16 protein-coding genes are annotated in these 16,160 nt (G+C 63.2%); 10 read left to right on the top strand and 6 right to left on the bottom strand.

Going from position 1 to position 16,160, the window contains the following annotated elements:
- Nucleotides 1–112: 112 nt before the first annotated feature.
- From JQ632_RS09600 to JQ632_RS09590, 3 genes are all read right to left on the bottom strand, one after another.
- The gene (locus tag JQ632_RS09600; RefSeq protein WP_212402055.1) at nt 113–910 is read right to left on the bottom strand and encodes an ATP-binding cassette domain-containing protein; all 798 of its coding nucleotides are present in this window, start codon (nt 908–910) and stop codon (nt 113–115) included.
- Nucleotides 907–1,989, bottom strand: a complete 1,083-nt coding sequence (locus tag JQ632_RS09595; RefSeq protein WP_212402054.1) for an ABC transporter permease — start codon at nt 1,987–1,989, stop codon at nt 907–909. The genes JQ632_RS09600 and JQ632_RS09595 overlap by 4 nt, the downstream gene beginning before the upstream one ends.
- A gap of 123 nt (nt 1,990–2,112) precedes the next feature.
- On the bottom strand, nt 2,113–3,132 hold the full coding sequence (locus JQ632_RS09590) for a sugar ABC transporter substrate-binding protein (RefSeq protein WP_212402053.1): 1,020 nt from the start codon (nt 3,130–3,132) through the stop codon (nt 2,113–2,115).
- Nucleotides 3,133–3,334: 202 nt separating this feature from the next.
- On the opposite strand from JQ632_RS09590, the gene JQ632_RS09585 reads away from it, so the two are divergent.
- From JQ632_RS09585 to eda, 5 genes are all read left to right on the top strand, one after another.
- Nucleotides 3,335–4,576, top strand: a complete 1,242-nt coding sequence (locus JQ632_RS09585) for an ROK family transcriptional regulator (protein WP_212402052.1) — start codon at nt 3,335–3,337, stop codon at nt 4,574–4,576.
- A gap of 119 nt (nt 4,577–4,695) precedes the next feature.
- The gene (locus JQ632_RS09580; RefSeq protein WP_212402051.1) at nt 4,696–5,664 is read left to right on the top strand and encodes a carbohydrate kinase; all 969 of its coding nucleotides are present in this window, start codon (nt 4,696–4,698) and stop codon (nt 5,662–5,664) included.
- A gap of 58 nt (nt 5,665–5,722) precedes the next feature.
- Complete coding sequence (zwf, locus tag JQ632_RS09575) at nt 5,723–7,201, top strand: glucose-6-phosphate dehydrogenase (RefSeq protein WP_212402050.1); 1,479 nt, start codon at nt 5,723–5,725, stop codon at nt 7,199–7,201.
- 49 nt (nt 7,202–7,250) lie between these two features.
- On the top strand, nt 7,251–9,089 hold the full coding sequence (edd, locus tag JQ632_RS09570; RefSeq protein ID WP_212402049.1) for a phosphogluconate dehydratase: 1,839 nt from the start codon (nt 7,251–7,253) through the stop codon (nt 9,087–9,089).
- Entirely contained in the window at nt 9,086–9,766 is a 681-nt protein-coding gene (gene eda / locus JQ632_RS09565) for a bifunctional 4-hydroxy-2-oxoglutarate aldolase/2-dehydro-3-deoxy-phosphogluconate aldolase (protein ID WP_212402048.1), read from the top strand. Before edd ends, eda begins: the two co-directional genes overlap by 4 nt.
- Before the next feature lie 153 nt (nt 9,767–9,919).
- Here the strand turns inward: eda and JQ632_RS09560 are convergent, their stop codons facing one another.
- Nucleotides 9,920–10,591 (bottom strand): response regulator transcription factor, encoded by a 672-nt coding sequence (locus JQ632_RS09560; RefSeq protein WP_212402047.1) that lies wholly within the window; start codon nt 10,589–10,591, stop codon nt 9,920–9,922.
- Nucleotides 10,592–10,941: 350 nt separating this feature from the next.
- On the opposite strand from JQ632_RS09560, the gene JQ632_RS09555 reads away from it, so the two are divergent.
- Complete coding sequence (locus JQ632_RS09555) at nt 10,942–12,567, top strand: MFS transporter (RefSeq protein ID WP_212402046.1); 1,626 nt, start codon at nt 10,942–10,944, stop codon at nt 12,565–12,567.
- Between the two features lie 59 nt (nt 12,568–12,626).
- Here JQ632_RS09555 and JQ632_RS09550 read toward each other — a convergent pair whose 3' ends face one another.
- Together JQ632_RS09550 and JQ632_RS09545 are read right to left on the bottom strand one after the other, a co-directional pair.
- A complete protein-coding gene (locus tag JQ632_RS09550; RefSeq protein ID WP_212402045.1) occupies nt 12,627–13,100 on the bottom strand; it encodes a secondary thiamine-phosphate synthase enzyme YjbQ in 474 nt (157 codons plus the stop codon).
- Nucleotides 13,101–13,108: 8 nt separating this feature from the next.
- Nucleotides 13,109–13,630: a hypothetical protein gene (locus tag JQ632_RS09545; protein ID WP_212402044.1), complete on the bottom strand. Its 522-nt coding sequence runs from the start codon at nt 13,628–13,630 to the stop codon at nt 13,109–13,111.
- A gap of 372 nt (nt 13,631–14,002) precedes the next feature.
- Between JQ632_RS09545 and JQ632_RS09540 the strand changes: the two genes are divergently transcribed.
- The 4 genes from JQ632_RS09540 to JQ632_RS09525 all read left to right on the top strand — a co-directional run bounded on the left by JQ632_RS09540 (nt 14,003) and on the right by JQ632_RS09525 (nt 16,155).
- A complete protein-coding gene (locus JQ632_RS09540; protein WP_212402043.1) occupies nt 14,003–14,377 on the top strand; it encodes an AtpZ/AtpI family protein in 375 nt (124 codons plus the stop codon).
- A 120-nt stretch (nt 14,378–14,497) separates the two neighbouring features.
- Nucleotides 14,498–15,247 (top strand): F0F1 ATP synthase subunit A, encoded by a 750-nt coding sequence (locus tag JQ632_RS09535; protein WP_212402042.1) that lies wholly within the window; start codon nt 14,498–14,500, stop codon nt 15,245–15,247.
- A 53-nt stretch (nt 15,248–15,300) separates the two neighbouring features.
- On the top strand, nt 15,301–15,528 hold the full coding sequence (locus tag JQ632_RS09530; protein ID WP_018643436.1) for a F0F1 ATP synthase subunit C: 228 nt from the start codon (nt 15,301–15,303) through the stop codon (nt 15,526–15,528).
- Between the two features lie 60 nt (nt 15,529–15,588).
- Nucleotides 15,589–16,155, top strand: coding sequence for a F0F1 ATP synthase subunit B (locus JQ632_RS09525; RefSeq protein WP_212402041.1), 567 nt, complete (start codon nt 15,589–15,591; stop codon nt 16,153–16,155).
- Nucleotides 16,156–16,160 lie beyond the last annotated feature (5 nt).

The raw sequence follows: 16,160 nt of genomic DNA, 5'->3' as shown, positions 1-16,160 counted from the left end.
ACAAGGAGCTAGGGCGCACCGGCGACGATTCAGCCCGAATTCATCGCGCATTGGCCTAGAACAAGCATGCAGGACCGGCACCATGCGATGGCCAAAGCTTGTTGGACTGCCGTCACGCGGCAACTTCGATCGGGACCCGCGCGCCAGTCATGAAAGCCACCGCATCCGACATCGTATAGGACTTCGGATCAATGACGGTGAGCCGCCGACCGAGCCGATGGATATGGATGCGATCGGCGATCTCGAACACGTGCGGCATGTTGTGGCTGATCAAGACCACTGAAATGCCGCGCCGTCGCACGTCGAGGATCAGCTCCAGCACGCGACGCGATTCCTTGACCCCGAGTGCCGCGGTCGGTTCGTCCATGATGACGACGCGCGAGCCGAAGGCCGCAGCCCTTGCCACCGCCACGCCCTGGCGTTGACCGCCCGATAAGGTCTCGACGCGCTGGTTGATGCTCTGCACGGTCATGAGACCAAGCTCGGTGAGCTTCTCGCGGGCGATGCGCTGCATGGCCTTGCGATCGAGCATGCGGCAGATCGTGCCGAGCGGACCCGCCCGGCGCAGCTCGCGGCCGAGAAACATGTTGTCGGCGATCGACAGGCTCGGAGACAGTGCAAGCGTTTGATGGACCGTCTCGATGCCGGCCGCCTGCGCGTCGAGCGGAGAGCGGAACGCGACAGGCATTCCGGCCAGCCTGATCTCGCCGGCGTCCGGAACGAGTGCGCCCGAGAGCGCGCGGATCAGTGATGACTTTCCGGCGCCATTGTCTCCGATCACAGCCAGGATCTCGCCCTGATAGAGATCGAAGTCGGCGTGATCGAGCGCCGTCACGCGGCCATAGCGCTTGTTCAAGCCGCGCGCCTGGAGGAGCGGTGTTGCCCCGGGAACGTTCGGTCCTGCACTCATGCTGACACCTTGCGAATCCATTGATCGAGCGCCACTGCGATGATGATCAGCCAACCGACGGCGAATTCCTGCCAGAGCACGTCGACATCGGACAGAGCGAGCCCGTTGCGAAATACGCCGACGATGAGGGCGCCGATCAGCGTGCCGATAATCGAACCACGCCCGCCGAACAGGCTGGCGCCACCGACGACCACCGCCGTGATGCTGTCCAGATTGGCCGTCTGGCCGGCCTGCGGGCTGATCGAACCAATGCGCCCGATCAACGTCCAGGCACCGAGCGCGCAAATCACGCCGGCGATCACATAGACGCTGAAGAGGATGCGGTCGGTCCGGATGCCGGAAAGTCGCGCCGCATCGGGATCGTCGCCGACCGCATAGAGATGGCGCCCGAAGGCCGTGCGATTGAGCACGAACCAGATCAATGCGACGAGCCCGAGCATGAAGAAGGAGCCGTAGGTGAAACGGGCGCCAAGGACGTTCACCGGCGTTCCCAATGCCTGCAGCAACGGGGCGATTTTCGCGACCTCCTGCGAGCGGATGGTCTCGGACGCCGAATACCAGAGATTGAGCGCGAAAAAGATCGACCATGTCCCGAGCGTGACGATGAAGGGCGGCAGCTTGAGCCGGGTCACGAGCGCACCATTGAGCACGCCGCAGCCGGCACCCGCGGCGACGCCGGCAAGGAGCGCGATTGGAGCTGGCAGTCCCATGGTGACCGCAAGCTTGCCCATGATGACGGAACACAGCACCATGATCGCCCCAACCGACAGATCGATGCCGGCGGTGATCACGATCAGCGTCTGCGCCGCCCCGATCACGCCGATGATCGTGACCTGCTGGATGATCAGTGACAGGTTGAACGTCGAGAGAAAGCGCGAGCCGACGGTGAAGCCGAACGCCGCAACGCTGAGCAGGAGCACAATCGCCGGCACCGCCGTCGGATTGGCGTGCAGGAAGTGCTGAAGCTTTTGCAGCGGCGATCTTGCACGGACTTCGAATTCGGCCACGCGGCTCTCGCCCTTGTCGAGCACGAGCTCGAAGGCCTGGGCAGCGGGACGACTACTGCCGATATCAGTCATGGCCGTTTTCCTCGTTGCATGCGGAGACCTGCCCATCCAGTCTCGGGTGAGCGTCCTCGGCTCTTACTGGCGCCCGGCTCGCGGGCGCCAGTCCTTGCCAGCGGCTACAGTTCAAGGGCGCGATCAGCCCCAGCACTTCTTCAATGCGGCGGCGCTGTCGATCGACGGCATCTCGCCGGCCGGCTTGTCGGTGACGAGCTCGACACCGGTGTTGACGAAGTCCAGGCCCGGCGACGCCTTCGGCTTGCCGCCGCCAGAGGCGAAGGCCTTCACCGCCTCGACGCCTTTCGCCGCCATCAGCAACGGGAACTGCATGGAGGTGGCTCCGATGACGCCGTCCTTCACGTTGCGCACGCCGGGGCAACCGCCGTCGACCGAAACGATCAGCACGTCCTTGTCGCGGCCGACCGAGCGCAGGGCCTCGTAGGCTCCCGCTGCCGCAGGCTCGTTGATGGTATAGACGAGCGAGATGCCGGGATCCTTCTGCAGCAAGTTCTCCATCGCCTTGCGGCCGCCTTCCTCGCTGCCGAGCGTCACATCATGGCCGACGATGCGCGCATCCTTCTCGTCGCCGATCTTGGCGGGGTTGCCGAGATCAATGCCAAAACCTTTCAGAAAACCCTGATCGCGGGCGACGTCGACCGAGATCTGGTTCACGTTCAGGTCGAGTAGCGCGATCTTCGCCGATGCCGCCTTGGCGCCCAGCGTCTTGGCGGCCCACTGGCCGATCAATTGACCCGCCAGGAAATTGTCGGTCGCAAACGTCGCATCCGCTGCATTCGCCGGGTCGAGCGGGGTGTCGAGGGCAATGACCAGAATGCCCGCGGCCCTTGCCTTCTCGACGGCCGGAACGATGGCGCGGGAGTCGTTCGGTGTGATCAGGATGCCTTTGGCGCCGGCGGCGATCAGGTTCTCAATGGCCGCGACTTGGCCCTCATTGTCACCGTCGACCTTCCCGGCGAAGGATCGCAGCTCGACATCATTGGCCTTGGCCGCCTCCTCGGCGCCGGCCTTCATCTTCACGAAGAACGGATTGGTGTTGGTCTTGGTGATGAGCCCGACGATCGGCTTGTCGGCCGCGAAGGAGCTGGTGGCGCCCAAAGTAAGCGCGAGTGCCGCGAATAGTCCGAGTGACTGACGCATGTATTCCCTCCTGGAGCATTTGTGCCTGCGCGGTTCGTCCGCGTGTTGGGCGATCCTAAGAGGCTACAAACGGCCCTGTCAATAAATAAATCATCCCGACTTATTAATTGACACTCGCCCTCGACTGCGTTCATTGTAGTGATCGACCGCCTTGGGAAGCGAACTTGCTGGGCAAATGACCAAGGCGCTTGCGGAGCCGAGGATGGAAGAAACAGCACCGGTTGGAGCGGTTAACCCGCCGACGGCCTTGCCGGGCGGAAGCCGCGGCACCACCCAAACGGGCGTGCGACTGTATAACGAGCGCCTGATCCTCTCCCTCATCCGGCGCCATCGCGGCCTCGCCAAAGTCGAGATCGCGCGGCTCACCGGCCTGTCGACTCAAACCACGACCGTGATCATCAATCGGCTGGAAGCCGACGGGCTGCTCCTTGCCGGCGAACCGCAGCGAGGCCGCATCGGGCAGCCCTCTGTCCCCTACTCGCTCAACCCAGACGGCGCTTTTGGACTGGGGCTGATGATCGGCCGGCGCAGCTCCGATCTGGTGTTGATGGACTTCACCGCCGGAATCCGCGCCAGACGCCGCGCGATCTATTCCTTCCCGGTGCCCGAAGAGATCATGGCATTTGCGGAGCGCGAGATGCCGGGCCTTCTCGCCGAATTGCCCGAAGCCCAGCATGGCAGGATCAGCGGCCTCGGCGTCGCGATGCCATTTGAATTGTGGAACTGGGAAGCCGATCTGCAAACGCCGCCCGGCGTACTCGGCAAGTGGCGTGATTTCAACGTCGCCGCTGAACTCTCGCGCCGCTTCGGCCCTTGGCCGGTGCACGTCTGCAACGACGCGACTTCGGCATGCGCGGCCGAACTCACCTTCGGTGCCGGCGCAGCGTACCGGGATTTCGCCTACTTCTACATCGGCGCCTTCATCGGCGGCGGTATCGTTCTGAACGGAAGCCTCTTCCCGGGCCGCAGCGGCAACGCCGGCGCGCTCGGCTCCATGCCGATCATGCGGCGGGACGAAAATGGCGAGACAAGCCTTCAGCAGTTAATCCGCACCGCCTCCATCTACCAGTTGGAGCGCCGACTGATCGCCGCCGGTCGACGTGGCACTGATATCTGGCTCTCGCCCGACGACTGGTCGAGTTTCGAGGATCCGCTCGAAGCGTGGGTCACGGCCGCCGCCGAGGCGCTGGCGCAGGCCATCGCCGCATTGCTGGCCGTGATCGACTTTGAAGCCGTCATCATCGACGGAGCCTTTCCGCTCGATGTACGCCGTCGCCTCGTCGAGCGCACAAATGAACATTGGGCTCGTATGGACCGGCAGGGCCTCACCGACGCCGTGGTGGTGGAAGGCTCGATCGGGCGTGATGCACGCGCGATCGGCGGTGCGGCCTTGCCGTTGCTCGCGGCGTTCGCTCGCGATCACGACGTGCTCTTCAAGGATTAAGCATGGTCGACGACACGGCTCTCCGCCCCGAACGCATCATCGTACCTGGCGCGGATCGTTCTTCGCGCGAACGGCGTGACAGCCTCGAGGCTTGTCACGATGAACAGGGGTGATGCATCGTGATTCTTGTCTGTGGCGAAGCCCTGATCGATCTATTTGTGACGAGGCCCGGCCGGTCGGAAATGTCGGTCCGTGCCGTTGCCGGTGGCTCTCCCTTCAATGTCGCGATTGGTCTCGCCCGGCTTGGCGTCCGAACGGCCTTCCTGAGCGGCATCTCGCACGATCACTTCGGCGCGTTCCTCGCGGACAGGCTGGCTTGCGAAGGCGTGGATGATGACTTCCTCGTGCGCACCGACCGGCCGTCCACGATTTCGATCGTGGCGACAACCGACGACGGTCAACCGAACTACGCCTTCCATGGCGAGGGGGCGGCAGATCGTTCGCTTGGGCTTGCCGACCTTCCCGGCACGCTGCCGAACGATATTCAGGCTCTGACCTTCGGCTCTTATTCGATGGCTGTCGAGCCGGTTGGCACCACATTTGCCGCGCTCGCCCGACGCGAGCACGGTCGCCGCGTCATCAGCGTCGATGCGAACGTCCGTCCCACCGTCGTCGGCGACATGCAGAGCTGGGCGGTCGCCGCGGAACGCTTCTACCGAACGGCCACGATAATCAAGGCGAGCGACGAGGACGTTCGCGTTGCGTGGAGCGGTCGCTTGTCAATTGCCGATGCTGCCGCCTACTGGCTCAAGTGCGGCGCACGCCTGGTGGTGGTGACCGAGGGAGCGAAGGGGGCGACCGCCTTTTCCGCCGCTGGAAGCGTTTCAGTGTCCGGTCGTTCCGTGGTCGTGCGCGACACTGTGGGCGCTGGCGACACATTCCACGCCGCGCTGCTTGCGCAGCTTGCGAAGACCGGCAGGCTCCATCCCGACGCCATCGCCGCGCTCGACCTGTCTGCAATCCGCGAGTTGCTTGCTTACGGCACGGCTGCCGCCGCCATCACGGTTTCCCGTGATGGTGCCGACCTGCCGACCGCCGCCGACATCGATGCGAGTACGGAGCCGAGTACGGAGCCTTGCCATGCTTGACAGAGTGACGGACGCAACGCGGCCCATCGGACGGGATCGAATTGAGAAAGGCTCGCGCATGACAAGCCGCGTGATTCCCGTGGCTCCCTTCGTCCTGACCGTCTTCGGAGCGACGGGCGATCTGGCGTGCCGCAAGCTGTTGCCGGCGCTGTTTCGTCGCGATTTTGCGGGCCAGCTACCAGATGAAGCAACGATTCTCGGCGTCGCGCGCGCCGCGATGTCACGGGATGATTTCCTCGCCATGGTGCGCGCGGCGGTCACGAAATATGTGCCGGCATCGGAAACCACGGGACCCGAACTCGATCGCTTCCTGGCCCGCATCTCCTACATGGCAGCCGATGCCGAAGGTGAGAATGGGTGGACCGAACTCGCGGCCGCCCTGTCGGCCCACGCCGAACGCATTCAGGTCCATTATCTCGCGACCGCACCGCATCTGTTCGGACCGATCTGCGAAAGGCTAGGTCACTACGGACTTGCAAAGGGCGATTCCCGCATCGTCATCGAGAAGCCGATCGGCAAGGATCTTGAGTCCGCAATCCGCTTCAATCAAACCGTCGGCATGATCTTTCCGGAGGAACGCGTCTACCGGATCGATCACTATCTCGGCAAGGAGACGGTGCAGAATTTGATGGCGTTGCGGTTCGCCAACGCATTGTTCGAGCCGCTGTGGAATGCCGCTCACATCGACCATGTACAAATTACCGTCGCCGAATCCATCGGCGTGGAAGAACGTGGCCCCTACTACGACAAGTCCGGCGCCCTGCGCGACATGGTGCAGAACCATCTTCTGCAGCTGCTCTGCCTGGTGGCAATGGAGCCGCCACATTCGCTCGAAGCCGACGCCGTGCGCGACGAGAAGCTCAAGATCCTGAAGTCGCTCGAACGGATCGACGAAACAAACGCGGCACTCCTAACCGTGCCGGGTCAATACCGCGCCGGCGCATGCGACGGCATCGCGGTTCCCGGTTATGCGGAAGAAATCACCGATCGCCCAAGCTCGACCGAGACTTTCGTTGCGCTCAAGGCGGCCGTTGCGAATTGGCGCTGGACCGGCGTTCCCTTCTACCTGCGCACCGGAAAGCGGTTGCAGCAACGCAGTTCCGAGATCGTCGTGACCTTCAGGAAAGTTCCGCATTCGATCTTCAATTCGAATTCGGGAAAGGCTGTGCAGACGCGGCTCGTGATCCGCCTGCAGCCCGACGAGGGGATCAAGCTCTGGCTCATGATCAAGGAGCCCGGACCGGGCGGCATGCGGCTGCAATATGTCCCCCTCGACATGAGCTTTGCGGAAGCATTCGACGTCTCGGTACCGGACGCTTACGAACGGCTGTTGATGGATGTGGTCCGCGGAGACGCGACCTTGTTCATGCGCCGGGATGAAGTCGAGGCGGCATGGCGCTGGATCGACCCGATCCGTCAGGCGTGGAGCCAGATGAATGAAATCCCGCGCCCCTATGTTGCCGGCAGCTGGGGCCCCTCCGCCGCCGTCGCGCTGATCGAACGCGACGGCCGAACATGGATGGAGGACGGTCCGTGACCACGGAGCAGCGCTTAGTCGATGCTCAATCCGCGAACAGGAGGCCTATATGACGATCGAAGCAAGGGTCAATGCGCGCGTCGCCGAAGTGACGGATCGCATCGCTCGGCGCAGTTACGACAGCCGGGCACGCTATCTCGACCGCATTGCGAATGCGGCGAGCACGCCGGTGCGGCGACGACTGGGATGCGCCAACCAGGCCCATGCTTTCGCGGCTTGCGGCGGGCGCGACAAGAAGCTGATGCAGGATGGCCACGTTCCCAGTCTCGGAATTGTCACGGCCTACAACGATATGCTCTCGGCGCATCAGCCCTATGAGCGTTTCCCTGATCTCATCCGACAGAGCGCGCGTGCGGCGGGGGGTGTTGCCCAGGTCGCAGGCGGCGTGCCGGCGATGTGCGACGGCATCACGCAAGGCGAAGCGGGAATGGAGCTCTCGCTGTTCTCACGCGAGGTCATCGCCTTGTCCACGGCGATCGCGCTGTCGCATCAAACCTTCGATGCCGCCGTGTTTCTCGGCATTTGCGACAAGATCGTGCCGGGCCTCGTTATCGGCGCGCTCTCGTTCGGGCATTTGCCTGCGGTCTTCATTCCGTCGGGGCCGATGACCTCGGGCCTGGCCAACAACGAAAAAGCGAAAATCCGCCAGGCCTACGCCGAAGGAAAGCTCGGTCGCGAAGCTCTGCTGGAAGCGGAAGCGCAAGCCTACCACGGCGCGGGGACGTGCACGTTTTACGGGACGGCCAACACCAACCAGATGCTGATGGAGATCATGGGCCTTCAGCTCCCGGGCGCATCTTTCGTGAACCCGAATACGCCTTTGCGCGATGCGCTTACTTGCGCGGCGACCGAGCGAGCATTGGACATCACCTCGCTCGGCAATCAATACACCCCGATCGGGCGCGTGCTCGACGAGCGCACGTTCGTCAACGGCATCGTGGGGCTGCACGCCACTGGCGGCTCGACCAATCTGACGCTGCATCTGATTGCCATGGCTGCGGCGGCCGGCCTCACCCTTACCTGGGACGATTTCGCCGACCTCGCCGAGGTCACGCCGCTCTTGGCCCGGATCTATCCCAACGGTTCTGCAGACGTGAACCATTTCCATGCCGCCGGCGGCATGGGCTTCCTGATCCGGGAACTGCTCGGAGCCGGCCTCTTGCACGCAAACGTCACCACAGTCGCGGGCGATGGCCTGGTGGCATACCTGAGCGAGCCGAAGCTCGGCTCCGAGGGAACGGTAACATGGCATGAAGGAGCGCAAGCCAGCGGTGATCCTTCCGTGCTGCGAGGCGCTTCCGAGCCCTTTCAAAAGACAGGCGGGCTGAAAGTCCTGAATGGCGACATCGGGACGGCCATCATCAAGACATCAGCCGTTGCGCCACAACGGCATGTGATCGAAGCGCCCGCCCGCGTCTTTCATTCCCAGGAAGAGTTGCAGAAAGCCTTTGCGGGGGGAGAACTCACGAACGATCTCGTCATCGTCATGCGCTTCCAGGGACCGAAAGCCAACGGAATGCCGGAGTTGCACAAGCTGATGCCCCCACTCGGCGTGTTGCAGGATCGCGGCCTCAAAGTCGCCCTCGTGACCGACGGGCGGCTTTCGGGCGCCTCTGGCAAGGTGCCGGCCGCCATTCACGTCACACCGGAAGCGGCCGAAGGGGGCACAATCGCCAAAATATGCGACGGCGACCTCATCAGAGTCGACGCCATTGCCGGCCGGCTCGAGGTTCTTGTCGATCCGGAAGAATGGAGGGCGCGGGCGCCGATGCGTTTCGATTCTTCCATCGCACAAAGCGGAGTCGGCCGAGAACTATTCGCAATTTTTCGCGACCGCGTTGGTCGCGCCGACAACGGCGCAAGCATCTTTCAGGGAGTGACGAGATGACGGCGCAGCGAGGCCTCCTCGAAACTCTCTCGAAGACGCCGGTCATTCCCGTGATTTCTCTAAATAGTGCTTCGGATGCGATCCCTCTGGCACGCGCCCTGGCGGCCGGCGGCTTGTCCGTCATTGAAGTTACGCTGCGCACGGCTGCAGCTCTCGATTCGATCCGCGCTATTGCAGGTGAGGTCGAGGCCGTCGAGGTCGGCGCGGGAACGATCATCGAACCCAGGCAGCTTGAGGCAGCGATGCGGGCCGGCGCGCGTTTCGCCGTTTCGCCAGGATACACCACTCGTCTGCTTGACGCTGCGGAGACGAGCGAGATCCCACTCTTATCAGGCGTCTCGAGCGCATCCGAGGCACTGGGCCTGATCGAACGCAACTATCAATTGGCAAAATTCTTTCCAGCCGAGTCAGCAGGGGGCGTTGATTTTCTTGCGTCACTTGCCTCGCCCTTGCCGCAACTCAAATTCTGTCCCACGGGCGGCATAACCCGGCAAAGCGCGCCTCGATATCTGGAGCTGACAAATGTCCTCTGCGTGGGTGGCTCCTGGATGGCTCCAAGGGATCTGGTCTCCGCACGCGATTGGGCGTCCATCACCGTTGCGAGCCGAGCTGCCGCTGCACTGACGTCCGTGCGGCAAAGACAGGGTATGAGCTCCAAGACCGCGCTGTTAACCTAAAGCGCGACGAGATTTGGATGAATCGTCATCGCGCTTTAGGCCCTTGCTTGAGCATGATCTCCGCGCAAACGCGTTCCTCGTTTGTCGCGAGGGAAAACCGCTTTACACTTTTCCGGATCATGCTCTAGCAAGAGCCAACGGCCGACGGACGGATCACCCCGTCGGCGTGCCCTGCTTCCACTGGCTGCCGGCGATCTTGGCTGCGGCGATGACGGCCTGGGTGCGGCTCTCGACCCCGAGCTTTTGCAGGATCGCGGAGACGTGGGCCTTGATGGTCGCCTCGGAGACGCCGAGCTCGTAGGCGATCTGCTTGTTGAGCAGTCCTTCCGACAGCATCATCAACACCCGCACCTGTTGCGGGGTGAGCGTCACCAGCCGGTCGCGCAGGCGCGACATGTCGGGATCGGACGGCGCCGACAGGTCGGTATCCGCCGGCACCCAGACGTCGCCCTCCATCACCTTGAGGATGGCGTCGCGCAGGGTCTCGACGCCGAACCGCTTGGGAATGAAACCCGAGGCACCGAAATCCAGCGAGCGGCGAATGGTGGCGCTGTCGTCGGAGGCCGAGACGATGACCACCGGAATCGCCGGATATTGCGCCCGCAGATAGATCAGGCCGGAAAAGCCGGAGATCCCGGGCATCGAGAGATCGAGCAGGATCAAATCGACTTCCGAGTTCTGCTCCAAGAGCTTGGTCAGATCCTCGAACGATCCCGCCTCGTCGATCTTGGCCGAGGTCAGGACGCCGGCCACCGCCTGCCGCAACGCGTCGCGGAACAGGGGATGATCATCGGCAATGACAAGGTGGGTTGAGGGAGCGTTCATCGTCTCTTGCTGTCGTTACGCCCGAGGGGGACAACGTGGGGACAACCACGCCCGGGCTTGCCCAATTCTTCCCCGACCGGCCGTGGCATGCAAGTACACATTATCCCTTTGCTGCAAAGGGGTTAATCCACACCCCCTCTTTGCCGCGCGGGATCGAACGGCAGGTCGTCAGATGCGCGTCAGTGCGCAAGGCCGAAAGTCGTATTGGGGGAGGTTTCACGACGATGTTACTTTGGCGCAAGGCCCAGGGTGATCCGGCACATCCGGTCGTCCGGGAGATAGCAAACGAATTTTCGGGGAGCGAACTCAACATGTCGACAATGGCTGTGTCCCAAGCTGGCGCGGGAGGGATGACGAAGGACGAACGGTTCGTCATTCTCGCCTCCTCGCTCGGTACCGTGTTCGAATGGTACGATTTCTACCTCTACGGATCGCTCGCCGGCATCATCGGCGCCCAATTCTTCTCGGCCTATCCGCCGGCCACCCGTGACATCTTCGCGCTGCTGGCCTTCGCCGCGGGCTTCCTGGTCCGCCCCTTCGGCGCCATCGTGTTCGGCCGCGTCGGCGACATCGTCGGCCGCAAATACACCTTCCTCGTCACCATCCTGATCATGGGTCTGTCGACCTTCATCGTCGGCCTGTTGCCGAACGCGGCAACCATCGGCATCGCGGCTCCGATCATCCTGATCGCGCTGCGCCTCGCCCAGGGTCTAGCCCTCGGCGGCGAGTATGGCGGTGCGGCGACCTACGTCGCGGAGCACGCGCCGAACGGCAAGCGCGGCTATTACACCTCGTTCATCCAGACCACCGCGACGCTCGGCCTGTTCCTGTCGCTGCTGGTGATCCTGTTCACCCGCTCGGCGATCGGCGAGACCGACTTCGCGGCGTGGGGCTGGCGCATCCCGTTCCTGGTCTCGGTGCTGCTGCTCGGCATCTCGGTCTGGATCCGGCTGCGACTGAACGAATCGCCGATCTTCCAGAAGATGAAGGAAGAAGGTAAGGGCTCGAAGGCGCCGCTGACCGAAGCCTTCGGCAACTGGCAGAACGGCAAGCTCGTCCTGCTCGCCCTGCTCGGCGGCGTGATGGGCCAGGGCGTGGTCTGGTACACCGGCCAGTTCTACGCGCTGTTCTTCCTGCAATCGATCCTCAAGGTCGACGGCTACACCGCCAACCTGTTGATCGCCTGGTCGCTGCTGCTCGGCACCGGCTTCTTCATCGTGTTCGGCGCGCTGTCCGACAAGATCGGCCGCAAGCCGATCATCCTCGGCGGCTGCCTGATCGCGGCGCTGACCTTCTTCCCGATCTTCAAGATGATCACCACCAACGCCAATCCGGCGCTGGAAAAGGCGATCGAGCAGGCCAAGGTCGAGGTGGTGGCCGATCCCGCAGGCTGCGGCGATCTGTTCAACCCGGTCGGCACCCGCGTCTTCACCGCGCCTTGCGACACCGCCCGCGCCTTCCTGTCCCAGTCGTCGGTCAAGTACTCGACGACGGCGGCTCCGGCCGGCTCCGGCGTGAAGGTCATGGTCAACGGCAAGGAAGTGGCTTACGCGAACGCCAAGGACGGCAACCCCGCGATCACCGCTGCGGTGCAGGCCGCCGGCTATCCCAAGGCAGGCGACGCCGGCATCGTGAAGATGGCGCATCCGCTCGACATCTTCCGTCCGCAGGTGGCCGCGATCATCGGGCTCCTGTTCATCCTGGTCGTCTACGTGACCATGGTGTACGGCCCGATCGCCGCGATGCTGGTCGAACTGTTCCCGACCCGCATCCGCTACACCTCGATGTCGCTGCCCTACCACATCGGCAACGGCTGGTTCGGCGGCCTGTTGCCCGCGACCGCGTTCGCGATCGTGGCCTCGACCGGCGACATCTATGCAGGTCTCTGGTACCCGATCATCTTCGCGTCCATCACGGTCGTGATCGGCTTCTTCTTCCTGCCCGAGACCAAGGACGTCGACATCAAGGCGACCTGATCGAAGGCATCGATCAACCAAACGAACCGGCCGCGGATTCCGCGGCCGGTTTTGTTTTGTCAGCGCGTCTCTCCGATGAATTGCAGCACGATTTCGCGACGATGCGGACGGCTGCGATGCTCGACCAGATAGATCGCCTGCCAGGTGCCGAGCGCGAGCTTTCCGTTCAGGACGGGCACGTGCAGCGAGGTCTGCGTCAGCATGGTCTTGACGTGCGCCGGCATATCGTCCGGGCCTTCCGTGTCATGCGTCCAGCCGGCACCCTCGGGCGCCAGTCGCGCGAGCGCCGTGTTGAGATCGAGCAGCACCGATGGATCAGCGTTTTCCTGGATCGTAAGCGAGGCCGAGGTGTGGCGGATGAACAGCGTCAGCGCACCGTCGCGTGCATGAACGTCCTTGATGAACTTCGCGACTTCGGCGGTGAGATCGACGAAGCCGCGACCGGGTGTCGGCGCTGTCAGCAGAGAGGTACTGATGGACGTGACTTGCACGGTCGACGCCGCCGAACGGGTCAGGTGCTTCTCAGGTGTCATTCAAACTCTCAAATCCTTCCCGACACGTCCTTCTGCACGCGGTTGGCCATCTCGATCAGCCGCCGCCAGGCGCGCTCGAGGAACGACATCACGCGATCGACATCCTGGTCGCTGGGCAGCGGAATCTCGATCTTGCGTTCGCCCTCCGCAACTTTCGGCTCGCCCTTCTTCAGCGAGTCCGATTTCGGCAGCGCGTCCTCGATCTTGCCTGATACCGTGGGCCCGGCCGCCAGTTGCGCCTTCAGCTTCTCGTTCTCGGCTTGCAGCCGTCCGATCTCGGCATCGAGCGCGGTGCGTTCGTCGGGCACCGCGTAACAGGCCCAGCCGGTGCCGTTCTTGCTGCAGGTCGACACCGTTCCGGTGCGGGTGTCGAGCCGGAGCACGCCCTCCGGCGTCGGCGTCATGGTGTAGCGGCCGTTCTCGCCGTCCGGCGCCGATTGCGCAGTGACGAGGCCGCCGCCCAGCGCCAGCACCGCGGCGACGGCCGCGATGGCGATCATTGATTTCGGGAATGATGTCGCTGGTCTCATCGCACGGGCTCCGTCGCGATCATCGCTTGGGTGATACCGATCCTACACCCGCCTCCGGACGGGCGCACGGTTCGGAAAAGTCTCCATCGGTGCAAAAACCGGCCCGCAGCTTGCGCATGGGATGCGCTCCCCGCGACGTGCCGAAAGCGGCGAAATCGTGCGTTGCCCACAGGAGCTGCTGCGGTGCGGCGCCACGCTGTGCGCAGCGTCGGCAAATCTGGAAATATTCTCAAACAAATCAATGATATAGACGATTGCGACGCAATCTTGACTTGGCTTGACTTGGCTAGGTGCCATCAGTATGGTCCGCGCGGCTTTTGAGGGTGGCGGACGTAATTTCCATTCAAGCGTGACGTTTCGGGTCTTCGTTGCATGACACAGGGCACGGGACACGACGAGAATGGGGATGGCGATAAATCGCCTGAAGAAGCTGCGCTTTCCGCAAGGCTCGGAAGTCTCGATCAGCGGTTGTCCGAATTTCGCGACCGCAAGATAAAGACGGAGCAACCCGCAGGTGAAAGTGGAGACGGAGCGGCCAGAGCCTCGGCGATGGCGCTGGGTTTCCGGCTTTCGTCCGAGTTGATCGCCGGGGTCATTGTCGGAGCGGGGATTGGCTGGGGTTTCGACCGTTTGCTGTCGACGTCGCCTTTCGGATTCATCGTGTTCACCCTGCTGGGCTTCGTGGCCGGCGTCGTGAATGTGGTGAGGTCGGCCGGCGCGGGTCAAAGCAGGCGTGGCGGCTCGTAACCGGACTGGCCGAACCGAACTGGCCAATTGAGTTTTCGTACCGGCCCCACCGGTACATGCCGGCCCGGCCGGCAGACCGAGACCAGCCGGCTTGCCCGGCAGACCGAAAGATGCCGCGCGATGAAAATCGACCCGATCCACCAGTTCAACATCGAGCCCCTTTTCACGATCGGCCACATCGGCAATCAAACGATCGCCTTCACCAATTCATCGCTCTACATGCTGGTCGCCGTGGCGATCATCTCCCTCCTGATGCTGGCGAGCGGCAGCCAGCTCGTTCCGGGACGCCTCCAGTCGGTCGCCGAAATCTCCTACGAGTTCGTCGCCTCGACGATCCGTTCGACCGCCGGCGCGGAAGGCATGAAGTTCTTCCCGCTGATCTTCTCGCTGTTCATGTTCATCTGCGTCTCGAACCTGGTGGGCATCATCCCCTACACGTTCACGGTTTCGAGCCACATCATCGTCACCGTAGGACTGGCGCTCCTGGTCTTCTTCACCGTGCTGATCTACGGCGTCGCCAAGAACGGCCTGAAGTTCTTCTCGATTTTCGTTCCTCACGGCGTCCCCGGCTACATCCTGCCGCTGGTCATGTTCATCGAGGTCCTGTCGTTCTTCCTGCGGCCGGTCTCGCACAGCATTCGTCTGTTCGCCAACATGCTGGCCGGCCACATCGCGCTGAAAGTGTTCGCGGGTTTCGTCGCCATGCTGGGCTTCTCCCTCGGCGCCATCGGCTGGGTCGGCGGCGTGCTGCCGCTGGCGCTCACGATCGCGCTGTACGCTCTCGAGATTCTGGTCGCGTTCCTGCAAGCCTATGTGTTTGCGATCCTGACCTGCATCTACCTCAACGACGCCATTCATCCGGGACACTGAGCGGTCCGGGGAATTTCCACCCAAAACCCAATCTTTCTTCCAAGGAGTCTAAAATGGATCCGGCAGCAGCAAAACTTATCGGCGCGGGCATCGCGTGCATCGGCATGGGCGGTGCGGGCGTGGGCGTGGGCGTGATCTTCGGCAACTACCTCGCCGCAGCCGTCCGCAACCCGTCGGCCGCGCAGGGCCAGTTCGGCAACCTGATCTTCGGCTTCGCCGTGACCGAAGCGCTCGGCATCTTCTCGCTGCTGATCGCGCTGCTTCTGCTGTTCGTTTTCTGAGAACGACTTCCTTCGCGCCGCTTCATCCGAAGCGGCGCGTGACAGCAACAGGAGTACTCCATGGCCGAGAGTCATGGCGGGGCAAAAGGCCAGCCGGCCAATGCCCACACTGAAGCCGATGGCGGTCATCACAGCGGCGGCTTTCCGCCGTTCGAGAGCAGCACCTTTGCTTCGCAGCTGGTGTCGCTCGCGATCTTCTTCGTCGTGCTTTACGTGATCGTGTCCAAGCTCGCTCTGCCGAAGGTCGGCGGTGCGATCGAGGCGCGCCAGAACAAGATCGAGGGTGACCTCGCCGAAGCGCAGAAGCTGAAGGACCAGTCCGACGCGGCGCTGAAGGCCTACGAGGGTGAGCTCGCTTCGGCGCGCTCGCGGGCGCAGGCGATCGGCAACGAATCCCGCGAGAAGGCCAATGCCCAGGCGGAAGCCGAGCGCAAGGCCCTGGAACAGCAGTTGGCGAACAAGCTCGCCGAGGCGGAAAAGACCATCGCTTCGACCCGCACGACCGCCATGAGCAACGTTCGCGGCATCGCGGCCGATGCGGCGGGCACGATCGTGCAGCAGCTCACCGGCGTCGTTCCGGATGCGGTGTCGGTCAATGCCGCCGTTGACGCGTCCTTGAAGGGTTAGTCGAT

The organism is Bradyrhizobium liaoningense (assembly GCF_018130955.1).
In the GTDB taxonomy this organism is placed as follows: domain Bacteria; phylum Pseudomonadota; class Alphaproteobacteria; order Rhizobiales; family Xanthobacteraceae; genus Bradyrhizobium; species Bradyrhizobium liaoningense_C.
Note: the sequence above shows the minus strand (reverse complement) of the source record. Positions and strands in the feature narration are given on the sequence as shown.

Coding starts and splice junctions, on each gene's coding strand:
- JQ632_RS09600 (WP_212402055.1), bottom strand. CDS start 910: ATGAGTGCAGGACCGAACGTTCCCGGGGCAACACCGCTCCTCCAGGCG.
- JQ632_RS09595 (WP_212402054.1), bottom strand. CDS start 1,989: ATGACTGATATCGGCAGTAGTCGTCCCGCTGCCCAGGCCTTCGAGCTC.
- JQ632_RS09590 (WP_212402053.1), bottom strand. CDS start 3,132: ATGCGTCAGTCACTCGGACTATTCGCGGCACTCGCGCTTACTTTGGGC.
- JQ632_RS09585 (WP_212402052.1), top strand. CDS start 3,335: ATGGAAGAAACAGCACCGGTTGGAGCGGTTAACCCGCCGACGGCCTTG.
- zwf (WP_212402050.1), top strand. CDS start 5,723: ATGACAAGCCGCGTGATTCCCGTGGCTCCCTTCGTCCTGACCGTCTTC.
- edd (WP_212402049.1), top strand. CDS start 7,251: ATGACGATCGAAGCAAGGGTCAATGCGCGCGTCGCCGAAGTGACGGAT.
- eda (WP_212402048.1), top strand. CDS start 9,086: ATGACGGCGCAGCGAGGCCTCCTCGAAACTCTCTCGAAGACGCCGGTC.
- JQ632_RS09560 (WP_212402047.1), bottom strand. CDS start 10,591: ATGAACGCTCCCTCAACCCACCTTGTCATTGCCGATGATCATCCCCTG.
- JQ632_RS09555 (WP_212402046.1), top strand. CDS start 10,942: ATGACGAAGGACGAACGGTTCGTCATTCTCGCCTCCTCGCTCGGTACC.
- JQ632_RS09550 (WP_212402045.1), bottom strand. CDS start 13,100: ATGACACCTGAGAAGCACCTGACCCGTTCGGCGGCGTCGACCGTGCAA.
- JQ632_RS09545 (WP_212402044.1), bottom strand. CDS start 13,630: ATGAGACCAGCGACATCATTCCCGAAATCAATGATCGCCATCGCGGCC.
- JQ632_RS09540 (WP_212402043.1), top strand. CDS start 14,003: ATGACACAGGGCACGGGACACGACGAGAATGGGGATGGCGATAAATCG.
- JQ632_RS09535 (WP_212402042.1), top strand. CDS start 14,498: ATGAAAATCGACCCGATCCACCAGTTCAACATCGAGCCCCTTTTCACG.
- JQ632_RS09530 (WP_018643436.1), top strand. CDS start 15,301: ATGGATCCGGCAGCAGCAAAACTTATCGGCGCGGGCATCGCGTGCATC.
- JQ632_RS09525 (WP_212402041.1), top strand. CDS start 15,589: ATGGCCGAGAGTCATGGCGGGGCAAAAGGCCAGCCGGCCAATGCCCAC.